General features: G+C 37.9%; 5 protein-coding genes. 1 reads left to right on the top strand and 4 read right to left on the bottom strand.

Annotated features, from left to right (window positions below; translation table 11 throughout):
• The first annotated feature begins 33 nt into the window (after positions 1-33).
• Positions 34-192 (top strand): hypothetical protein, encoded by a 159-nt coding sequence (locus tag C1631_RS24100; protein WP_165828303.1) that lies wholly within the window; start codon positions 34-36, stop codon positions 190-192.
• 272 nt (positions 193-464) lie between these two features.
• On the opposite strand, the gene C1631_RS13645 is transcribed toward C1631_RS24100, so the two are convergent.
• From C1631_RS13645 to dnaE, 4 genes are all read right to left on the bottom strand, one after another.
• Positions 465-1,235: a T9SS-dependent choice-of-anchor J family protein gene (locus tag C1631_RS13645; protein WP_109712761.1), complete on the bottom strand. Its 771-nt coding sequence runs from the start codon at positions 1,233-1,235 to the stop codon at positions 465-467.
• 269 nt (positions 1,236-1,504) lie between these two features.
• A complete protein-coding gene (locus C1631_RS13640) occupies positions 1,505-3,832 on the bottom strand; it encodes a GEVED domain-containing protein (RefSeq protein ID WP_109712759.1) in 2,328 nt (775 codons plus the stop codon).
• 192 nt (positions 3,833-4,024) lie between these two features.
• Positions 4,025-7,402 (bottom strand): fibronectin type III domain-containing protein, encoded by a 3,378-nt coding sequence (locus tag C1631_RS13635; protein WP_109712757.1) that lies wholly within the window; start codon positions 7,400-7,402, stop codon positions 4,025-4,027.
• A 326-nt stretch (positions 7,403-7,728) separates the two neighbouring features.
• On the bottom strand, positions 7,729-12,396 hold the full coding sequence (gene dnaE / locus C1631_RS13630) for a DNA polymerase III subunit alpha (RefSeq protein ID WP_109712755.1): 4,668 nt from the start codon (positions 12,394-12,396) through the stop codon (positions 7,729-7,731).
• Between the last annotated feature and the right edge of the window lie 17 nt (positions 12,397-12,413).

The following is a 12,413-nucleotide window of genomic DNA, read 5'->3' as shown; positions in this document are numbered from 1 at the left end:
CATTTTAATTTATTCACCAAATACCAAAAAATCATGGAACCACAAAAGAAAAACAAGCCCAACAGTTTAGTCGTTATTCTTTTCGCTTTAATTGTACTTATGATTATCATTTATTTTTTCCTCGCCATGTTCTTCCCTACCGTTTTCGATTGGATGAATACAGGAAAGGTACAGCCAGTTCCTGATAAGTAATAAATACCTCGGGGTCCTGTTTAAGGAAGTTACGTCAAAAGACTAAAAGCTGGAAGGAAGAGAAAGTTATTTTCATTTATAAATATGAACAACTATTGAGACACAAATAATTTTAGTTGTTCTCTATGTCCGGATAATTTCCAACTACCCTCTTTTGGCTCCCAACCTGCTTAATCAGAAATCCTTATCATGAACTGATATTAAATAATAACGAAAATATAGAAGGCTGGATGAAAATTTTCATCCAGCCTTTTTCATGTGTCAGGGTGGCCTTATTTTTTTATTATTTTAGTTGTTTGTTTTGATCCGTCTTTCATCTTAATGTCCAACATATATACTCCCTGCTTCAAATCTTCCAGTTGAAGGGCAGAAGAAGGTCTTTCCAATGTTTTTATTAATTTCCCGGAAAGGTCTGTTACTGAAACAGATTGTATCTTGTCTGCTTTCGAAACATTCAACACCTCTGTAAATGGATTCGGATAGACTCCCACAATGTCTTTAGCGTTTGTTATCTCAGCAGTGGCCAGAGTTGAATTGGAGCCTACTACAAAAGTATCTGCATAGAGTTCCCATTGATTTGTATCTGTTGCATGGATGGCAACATATACTGTCTGTCCAACGTATGCTGATAAATCAAATGATTTTTTAGTCCATGTACCTGGAGCTTTTTCTTCCGGCTGAAGAACTGTATTAAACGCAGCACTTGTCTGGTCCGTAGTAGAAAGTAAAACCTTATAATTTTCAAGGAATACTGTTGATCTGGACCTTACATAAAAAGAAATATTATCACTTACACCTGTCTGTACAGTAATAGCTTTGGTAATTAAATAATCATCATGAGCAGTACTCCCAAACCTAATTTTAGCAACATTTGCACCTGATTGCGCTGCGCCACTCGGGGTTCCTATTTCCCATCCATTAAGATCTCCATTATTAATAACAGCCCATCCTGCCGGTAAATTCGTGTTCGAATCAAAGTTTTCCGTCCATTGTCCGAAGCTTAGAGCCGGCAATGCCAGCATAAAAAATAATAATTTTTTCATATTTTGATTTTTTTAAAACTATTCTAAGTTAGAGCCTCACCTATTTCTTTCAAAGAAAATATGCCAAAATATTCATACCAGAATTTCAAACATGAATAATTAATTGAGAATATTTTTCGCAACATTATAGCCCAAACAACAGTGAGTATTGTAAAAAAAAATAGTCATATAAAAAAAAACATAGCACATAAATAAATTATGAAAAATAAAAACCATTAAAAAAAAGACGAATCAAATGATCCGTCTTTATATTTTTCTATAATTATTAATTATTTCTTAATTGCTTTAATGGTTTGTTTGGACCCGTCTTGCATATTCAGTGTTACAAAATACAATCCTTGTTTCAGATCTCCTAAATGAAGTTCTGATGAAGGATTATCAATTGTTTTCAGCAATCTTCCCGCCACATCTGTTACTAAAACGGATTTAACTTTTTTACCATCGGAAATATTCAATACATCTGTAAACGGATTCGGATATATGGTAAGCTCATTTTTCTTCTGAGCTACTTCTGATACTGCCAGATTTGCATTAGTGACATTAATATCATCAAGATAAAGATTATCCTGATTAGCATCTGAATAAGCATTGAAGCCAATATAATATATTCCTGTTGCAGGCACGGTAAACGTTAAAGATTCTTCGTGCAGGGTTTTATCATTAATAGAAGGATAATCTGCAATAGGATTGGTCATTGCCGAAGCATCCTTTGAAGTACCGAAAGCTACCTTCAGCTTTTCTGTATAGGATGTTGAATTATTTCCGTATTTGTAACTGATTGTATACTGTACTCCTGCCGTTAAGTTCAATCCCTGAGTAAAGAACCAGGCATCTGCAGGATCTATATAATCATATCCATATCTCAAGACATTGCCAGAGAACCCCGGAACACTCGAAGGTTCAAAATCTGTTTCCCAATTATTTCCGGATCCAGCATTGACATCTTCTGTACAGCCGGGAAGATTTGGAACAGTAGCATTTTCAAAATCAACTATATAAGGAAGGTTTGTCGTCGAGCATAAAGTAGTAAATGTTGAATGCTCACTCCAGGCACTTTTATCTGATGTACTACACACAGATCGTACCCACACATAATACGTTGTATTGGAAGCCAAAGAAGGTATACTGTAAGTAGTACCAGTAATTCCAGCAAAGTTAGGAGTACTTGTAGAGGTTGGAGCTGTGTTGGTCGTACTGTAATAAATATCATATCCGCCAGCCGGAACTGGAGTTGCTGCCGTCCAGGAAACAGCAGCTCCCGCTGTTGTTATATTTGAAGCTGTTACTAAAGTAGGTTCACTACAAGTAGGGGTTACTTCTACTTTGATATCATCAACATATAACTGATTCATATTGGCATCAGAATAGGCATTAAATCCAAAATAATAAACCCCTGTTGTTGTTGGAGTGAAGTCCACAAAATTACTTGTTGCAGTACTTACGACAATATCCGGATGGTCTGCTAAAGGATTGGTCATATCCGCACTTGTTGCTGATACACCATAAGCCACTTTTAATTTCTCAGGATATACGGTAGTTCCTGATGAATTGGCATATTTGTACTTTATTCTGTAACTCGTTCCGCCAGTAAGATTTATACCCGGAGTAAAAAACCACGTATCAGCAGCATTTGAATAATTATAAGAATAACGAAGCGTTTTGCCTGTAAATCCGTAATCATTATAATTATAGGTTTCCCACTCATTTCCTGAGCCATCATTCACGACCTCAGTACACAATGGTAAGGCAGGTACTGTTACGGATTCAAAATTCTGTACATAAGGAACGTTCATGATCCCACAAGCTGTAGTGAATGTTGCTTGTTGAGACCACGCACTTTTATCTGTAGCACTACAAACCGAACGTACCCATACATAATAAACAGTAGCTGCGGTTAGTGATGATAAATTGGCACTTAGTGTGCTGCTTGCCCCAGATGCTGCAGTCGTCGCCGTAGGGGATGTATTGGAAGTAGAATAATAGTATTCATATCCGTTACCGGGAGTTGTAGTGGAAGCCGTCCACGAAAGTTGAGCGGAGTTTGGAGTAATAGCAGCTGCCGTTACACCACTCGGAGCAAGGCAACTGGGAGCAGCCCCAATAATTACAGTATAATCATGGGCTTCTCCATAACCCAGGAGATTACATGGAATAGGCTGGCTTGAATACCGGTCTCCTATTCTCATTCTATACGTACCGGGGGTAACAGTAGCAGGAATAATTATAGTAGACTGGGTAACATTATCACCGTTCACATTCGTACTCGTACCTGAGGCCACAAGTTCGGGATCCGCATCATCAAAAGTTCCATCATTATTAAAATCTATCCAAACACGTACATTTTGATTACTAAAAGCGTGGGTAACAAAAAAGTCATAATTTAATCCGGCATTCAGATTGATCGTCATAGAAGTAAAATCTCCATATGCATCCGTAGAACAGCCTGTCCCCTGATGAGTAAATCCAACTGAAGGAATTATAAAGGAGTCTATCTGGTCTCCTCCACTACATCCACTGGCAAACGCCGGAATACAATATGTTTGTGCATAGGAAACAACCCCAGCCATTAATAAATTAACAAGTAAAATCTTTTTCATATAATTATTATTATTTAATCAAATTTAAATAAATCAAACAACAAAAACATTAAAAAAATAAATTAAAATAACTGAAAATAAAAAAAATATCAACAAATGATAAAATAAGAATAATAAGATATTTTCTAAATATCAGTCATAAAAAAGAGACTCCCATACAGGAAGTCTCTCATATATTATATTAAAGAATAATTATTTTTTAATAGTTTTTACGGTCTGTGTAGTTCCATCTTTCATATTCATCACCACTAAATACATTCCTTGTTTTAAGTCTCCTAACTGAAGAACGGAGGAAGGGATATCAATTGTTTTCACAACTCTACCTGCCACATCGATAATCTGAACAGACTTCACTTTAGAAACATCAGAAATATTTAATATATCAGAGAATGGATTAGGATAAACTTTGATTTCATTTTTAGTTTTTCCAACTTCAGAAGTTGACAGATTTCCGAGCTGATAAGCAAAATCATCAATAAGCACACTACTTGATGGTGATCCCGTATGTTTAAGCACAAGTTTATTAATACCTGCAGGAACCCCTGTAATATTTAATGAATAACTATCTACAGCAGTAGTACTTGTTGTTGTATAAGAACCCAATACTACAAAGCTACCCGTATTCGCAGGATCCGTTAAATACCCTATCTGAACTATTCCGCCAGCAGTAATATTAGCTCTCCCTTTGAAACTGATAGTATAATTGTTAGAATCCAGATTCAGAAGTTCAGGGGTAGATACCATTCCAATATTTGCACCATCCGTATAAAGATATAATGCATAAGGAGCACTTATCATTGTTCCCGTTACAGCATAAACCTTTGCATAGCTGACCATAGAACCTATACTTGTCCAACAAACCGGAAGTGCACCAACAGTTGCTGAATCAAAGTTTTCACTCAATGACTGCACCGGTGCACAAGCCGTCGTAAAGCTTGCAGAAACAGACCAAACACTCATATCATTACTGCTACAATGAGATCTTACCCAAACATAGTATAAGGTTGCAGGAGTAAGGGTATTCAGAACCTGAGAAGTCCCTGTAACACCTGAAACGAGAGGCGACGTTGATGCAGTGGGAGCCGTATTTGAAGTACTATAGTAAATATCATACCCATCAGCAGGAGGTGTTGTAGACGCTGTCCATGATACCGTAGCGGAATTTGTTCCTGTATTAGAAACAGCAACCCCTGTCGGAGAGATACATGTAGGTGGTGCAATAACATTCAGCGTAAAGTCTACATAATTTCCTGAAGGAGCCGGACCACAAGGAGTGATTGAACCACTAAAGGATTGCCCGAATCTTGCTCTATAACTGCCTATTGCCTGACTTGCAGGAATTGCAAATGAACCCGATGTAGTAGCAGTATAAGATGTAGTTCCAAGCATTTTCTCACCCGCATCCTCAAAATCCAGATCATTATTCCAGTCTACCCAGATATAGTAATAATAAGTACTTCCGCCTGCCGCTTTTAATGAATAGTCAATATTTCCGCCTGCAGTTCCGGAGAAAGAAGTAGATGCATTATTCACATAAGCAGAGTATGATGAAGCTGTATATCCTAAATTACTATATCCTACAGTAGTTGTGGTAATATTATTCAGGTAATATGAAGTATCAGTACTTCCTCCCGTAGGGATACAATGTCCTGTATAGGCAGAAACAGCATTCGTCCAAGGACTCTGATCCGACACGCTACATCTTGACCTCACCCAGATATAATAGGTTGTATATGGCAATAATCCGGGAATCGTTGCAGAAGTTCCTGCAACTGCAGCAATACTTGGAGTCGTAGTAGCCAAAGGTACCACATTGGTAGTACTGTAATAAATATCATATCCATTTGCAGGAACTGTTGACGGAGCTGTCCATGAAATACTAATGGAGTTTGAGGTAAATGAATTGACAGATACCCCTGTAGTCTCAAGACAAGAAGGAATATTTTCCAATACAATATCATCTATATAAACGGACCTGGAAGACCCTCCTAAACCATGCTTAAACACCAGATACTGACCTGAACCAGCCGGAATATTGACGGTATATGGAGCCCAGCTACTTGTAATCGGAATATTTGCTCCAATTGCAGTAAAAGAAGCAGGATTAGACGGATCTGCAAGGGTTCCTACCACTACTGTATATCCTGAACTTCCACCTTTAGCCATAAATTTAACCCTTTTTGTTCCATCTGTCAAATTCGTTGTCTGAGGAGAAACCAACATCACATTTCCGGTCGTATCTGTACTATTAAATAAAATATAACAGTTGGGAGCAGAAAAAGGAGCAGACGAGGACACATATCCATACCCTGCACTACCGGATGTTTCTACATATGACCAACATGCCGGAGCATTCACACTTGTAGAGCTACCTGTTGGCGATGTGTCAAAATTCTGAGAATAAGGTGCTGTTGTCGGTAAGCATACAGTGGTAAAACTTTTCTCTGTACAAGACACGGAAAGACTTGTTGCCGTATACGATTTTACCGTATAATAGTACGTTGTAGCATTGGTAAGAGGTGTGGTTAATGTATAACTGGTCACATTACCCATATCATAATCATTCATTACATCAGAAGCTCCTGCAGTGGTCCCGATTCTCAACTTATACCCTGTAGCAGAATTGACAGCTGACCAGGTAATGGTTGGAGTTAGAGAAACATTTATAGCCGATGCCGCAGGGGCAGAAACTGTAGGACAAGGAACCGTCGTTGTTGTAAAAGTTGATTCATTACACCCTGTTGCAGAACCAATACTATTTTTCGGAACTATTGTCGCATAGTATTGGGTTGAATAACTCAATGCATTAGCTGCAGTAATTGAATAACTTGTAACATTTCCCACATTCAGCCCATTGATAATATTATTACCACCAGGTGTTGTGCCTAAATACAGATCGTAGCCATTCGTACCACCAGTACCGGCAGCCCAGGTAATTGTAGGGGTAACAGAAACTCCCGTTGCGGCATTAGCAGGACTTGAAATAGTTGTACATGGAGGTGGACTTATGATTGATTGAGTAAGCTGAACATCATCAAACCCCATATAGAAATCAGCAGTACCTACCGCTGTACTTTTTATTCTGAATTTAAAACTGGCACCTGCAGGAATTGTTCCCGCCGGGATTGTTCCTGAAACGACAGTACAAGGTATAATGGTATTGACAGAACCACTAATTGCCAACGGAGCAAGTAGAGTTACCCAGGTAGCCCCATTATCTACAGAGTAGTCTGCCGCAACCGTTCCGTCAATTATTGCAGTAGTTGTATTATACCCTTTGGCAAGGTATTTAAAAGAGTAGTTAAGAGCTGTTGCATTGGAAGCCGTTGAACTATACACCATATTCCAACTTGGGACCGTATCGTATATATTCTTATAAACGGCTTTCGTGCCCGCACAAGCAGTTCCGGCATTCGACCCATATCCTCCCGTTGAAAGAGTTGTGCCCGCTCCATTAGTACTTGTCCAGCCCGAAGGTAAAGTTGAACCCTCAAAACTCTCGTTCACTAAAATTTGTGCAGATGCCCCTATTCCCAGTGACAACATACACGATAGTAGAAGTTTTTTCATACATGGTAAAAATAAAAATTAGGGAGTAAATGTAAACAAATAATCAATTTAAAATCATAAATTAGTTAAAATACAATAGTAAAAATCAACAAATCAATATTATTTTTATATAAAATTAAACATATATTTAATTTTATTAACTATTTCATTAATTATATACCATTATTAAATACATGAAAAACAATTAGTTACATAAATTGAAAAAGCCAGTCACAAAGCAACACTCTACTAATTTAACATAATAAAAAAACACCTTCTTCTGAAAATATTCCATAAAAAAAGTGGCAAAAAAGCCACTTTTTCAGATATTTACATCATGATTTTCATCAATTCAAATAAAATTCATACTTATTAAGCAGTTGAATTTCCTTAATCAAATCCCCATTCAGATCCACAGAATGTTTCATCGACTGAACCTCAATATGGGAATCATCTTCAATATTTTTAATGAAGAATTTCAATTTTTGATTTCCTTTATTTCTGTCAAGAATCGTTCTAAAAAAATCCAGATCTTCATTCCTCACATCCATAACGTCCATCACTAGAGAAATACTTTTAGCAAATCTTTCAAAAGCTTCCTGAAGTTCAATCACATCATTTACATTAACGAAAACCCTCCCATCTTTCACCTGGGCAAACTTTATCTTAAAAATAACGAACCTCTGCACTTCAAGCTTCTCCTTCAGCCTCATATAATCCCTGTCTCCCAATCTGAAAGAATAGGAACCGGAATAATCTTCCAATGTAACAAAGGCTACCTTTTCACCACTTCTGAAACCATCCTTTACGACATACTCCGTAATCAGCCCGGCCACTGTATACTCTTTTCCGCCGCCACCGTTTTCTCTTTCTTTTTGAATAGTCTTCCAGTCTTTCTTTTTCTCTTCAAACAGTTCTTCTTGCTTATTGGCAAAAGCCTGTTCTTTGTAGGCATCTACCTCATCAAGGTTCAGAAACAGGAAATTTCCTTTAGGTTCAGCTTTTTTAATTACCTCTTCCACCACTTCCTCTTCACCGGTGGTTAATTCGTCAGATACAATTTCAGTAAGATCAACAGCATCATCTTGTGAGTCCTGTTCTAAAACAGGAGTTTCATCTGTTGTTATTTTCTCATCTCCTTCTTTTTCAAGAACTGCTTTTTTTGAAAGCTGCCCCTGCATAAACTGAAAATGAAACTTAAATTCATCCAAAGGATGAGCAGAAAGGTAGAAACCAATGATTTCCTTTTCTTTATTAAGCTTATGCATATTGGGCCACTCGGGACAAGGAGGTAACTTAGGTTGTTCAATCTGAACTTCCTCTGCAAAATCAGCAAAGAGAGAATGTTCCATTTCATTTTTACTCTCCTGAAAGCTTTGTCCATATCTTATCAATCTTTCCAGATTTGTTCTGCCGGCCATATCGATATCAAAATACTGCCCCCTGTGAAAGGAATCCAATTCATCAAAAGCACCTGCCAACACCAAGCTTTCTGAAACTCTTTTATTCATCTGAGAAGGCAATATTCTTTCGAAAAAGTCATAGATATTTTTAAATCTTCCATTTTCTCTTTCTCTTGTAATAGCCTCACTTGGACCTTCTCCAATTCCTTTAATTGCACCTAAACCAAAACGGATCTGTCCCTTTTCGTTTACAGAGAATTTATACTGAGATTCGTTCACGTCAGGACCAAGAACATCAACTCCCATACTCTTACAATCCTCCATAAACATGGTAATTGAGTCTGTATTGTTAATGTTATTACTCATTACACTCGCCATATATTCTGCAGGATAATTGGCTTTTAAAAATGCCGTCTGATAGGCAATAAATGCATAACATGTCGAGTGAGATTTGTTAAAAGCGTATTCTGCAAAGGCTTTCCAGTCATTCCAGATTTTCTCCAGCCTTTCTTCATTAAGGTTATTTTTCCTACCCCCTTCAATGAATTTAGGGTACATCTTATTAAGAACATCAATTTGCTTCTTACCCATTGCTTTTCTCAAGGTATCCGCCTCACCTTTTGTAAAGTTGGCTAATTTCTGAGAGAGGAGCATAACCTGTTCCTGATAAACAGTAATTCCGTAAGTTTCCTTTAAATATTCTTCTGTTTCCGGCAGGTCATATACAATCTCTTCAATCCCATGTTTTCTGTTAATAAAGTTGGGGATATATTTGATCGGACCCGGACGATATAATGCGTTCATTGCAATAAGATCGGCAAAAACCGTAGGCTTAAGCTCACGCATGTATTTCTGCATTCCGGGACTTTCATACTGGAAAATACCCACTGTTCTTCCCTCTTTAAATAACTGATACGTTCTGGTATCGTCAAGGGGAATAAGATCCGGATCAATATCTACTCCATACCTTGCCTTAACAAGTTTCAAAGCGTCTTTAATGATCGTCAACGTTCTGAGTCCCAGAAAGTCCATTTTCAGCAATCCGGCACTTTCTGCTACTGAGTTATCAAACTGTGACACCAGAATATCTGCATCTTTTGCCGCAATGGTCACCGGAACAAGGTTACTCACATCCTCCGGAGTAATAATCACCCCACAGGCATGAATTCCGGTATTTCTGATACACCCCTCCATTTTCTTCGCGCTGGCAAGTACACCATGACGGGCATCATCAGGGCTATCCAGAACATATCTCATTTCATCAACGAGCATCTGTTCTTCGGGTTTAAGTTTATCGTATTTAGCTAATGCTTTTGCAATATTCATCCCCGGTGTTGAAGGGATAAGCTTAGCAATATTATTGGTATCAGGAATCGGAACATCCAACACCCTTCCGGCATCTTTGATGGCAGATTTCCCACCCAGAACGGAATAGGTAATAATTTGCGCCACCTGGCTTTGTCCATATTTTTCAATTACCCATTTGATCACGCGATCTCTTCCTTCGTCATCAAAATCGATATCGATATCCGGCATGGAAATCCTTTCCGGATTTAAGAATCTCTCAAATAGGAGATCATATTTAATAGGGTCTACATTGGTAATTCCAATACAGTAAGCAACAGCTGATCCAGCAGCTGATCCCCTTCCGGGACCTACCCAAACCCCCATGTTACGCGCTTCATTACAAAAATCCTGTACAATAAGGAAATATCCGGGATAACCTGTATTAGCAATTACCTCCAGTTCGAAGTCCAGACGCTCTTTAATCTCATCTGTAATACCTGTATCAACATACCTTTTTCTGGCTCCTTCATAAGTAAGATGGGCAAGATATGCCATTTCTCCCCTTTTTCCCCCGTCAATATCATCTTCTGCATGAATAAATTCTTCCGGGATATCAAATTTCGGAAGAAGAACATCTCTTTTTAAAGTGTAAGGTTTAAATTTTGCAAAGAATTCTTCATACGCTTCAAATGCATCCGGATAAGCAAGAAAAGCCTCTTTTATTTCATCAGAATTTTTGATATAATATTCGCCGGTACCAAGCCCCCTTCTTTTACCAAACCCCTTCCCGATAGGCGTTGTCAACTTTTCACCATCTTTGATACAGCTTACAATATCCTGGATATTAGCATCATCTTTATTAGAGTAATACGTTTCGTTTTGGGCTAAAATTTTAACACTGTACTTATCCGCTAGATACAGTAAGACCTCATTTAAATGCTCTTCTTCAGGCAGTTTATGATTCTGAAGCTGAACATAAAAATCATCTCCAAAAGTATCACTCCACCATTTGAAAAGCTCCTCCCCTTTTTGTTCACCGGTATTTAGGATCGCATCCGGAATATCTCCATTAATCCCTGAAGTAAGAGCTATTACTCCTTCTTTATACTGAGCAATCAATTCCCGGCTTATCCTCGGTACTCCAAAATAGAACCCCTTTAAGAAACCAATACTTGAAAGTTTTGCTAAGTTTTTATACCCGTTAAAATCTTTCGCCAAAAGCACCACCTGCGTCCTTCTATCAGGATCATCTTTAGTAAACTGCTTTTGTTCGTAACGATCTGATATATAAAATTCACATCCGACGACAGGAACCAATGGTTGAGAAATGGGTTCGTCTTCATTGAATTCCGTTCCATTTTCTTCAGCTTCCTGCTTTTTTGCCAGATATTCCTTAAATTTTTTTGATCTGTCACTATTAGCTGCTTCGACCGCAGAAACAAACTTAAAAGCACCCATCATATTTCCGATATCCACCATTCCTACAGCAGGGAAATTTTCTTCAGAGGCCTTTTTTATCAGATCATTAATACTTGAAGTAGCCATTAATGTTGAAAAAACACTATGGTTGTCAAAGTTGAAATATTTACCTAAATCAATTTCATCAATACTACCGAAGTCCTGTTGTTTTTTCTTATTATGAAAATCAGCAACCTGTCTTCTGACAACAATATTAAATGGCTTTATCGGATCGGGGTAAAGACTTTTAAAATAAGCCAGCTGATCTTCTGAAATTTTCAGTACATCAGCAGGGACAACCCCAATTCTGATCATTTCGAAAAAAGCACTGGCTGTAGCATTTACGTCGGCAGCAGCATTGTGAGCTTCATCAAATTTATGGCCATAAAGCTTCTCATAAAGCTCTTCCAGTTTCGGAGATTTATACCGTCCGCCTCGTCCACCTCCTAACTGACAATAGTCAGTCCCCAGAATCATGGTATCTGCCCGGGGCTTTTCCTGGAGGTTATCTTTTATATTTTTTCTATAAAATTCCGCACCTACAATATTGTAATCAAACTCAACATTATGCCCTGATACTACTCTTACCCTTTCCAGAACTTTAGAAAATTCTTCAAGAATTTCCTGAAGATCGCGCCCTTCTTCATGAGCAATTTTGGTAGTAATTCCATGAATTCTTGCAGCATTAAAGGGAATATCATACCCTTCAGGTTTTATAATATAATCCTGGTTTTCAATCAAATTCCCATCATCATCATGCAACTGCCATGCAATCTGAACCATTCTTGGCCAGTTATCCGAGTCTGAAAGCGGAGCGTTGAAATTTTTTGGTAAACCGGTTGTTTCTGTGTCAAAAATTAAATACATATAATTTTCTAACTTTT

Source organism: Chryseobacterium phosphatilyticum, from assembly GCF_002899825.2.
In the GTDB taxonomy this organism is placed as follows: Bacteria; Bacteroidota; Bacteroidia; order Flavobacteriales; family Weeksellaceae; genus Chryseobacterium; species Chryseobacterium phosphatilyticum.
The sequence above is the reverse complement of the archived record's forward strand: the minus strand, read 5'-3'. Positions and strand labels throughout refer to the sequence as shown.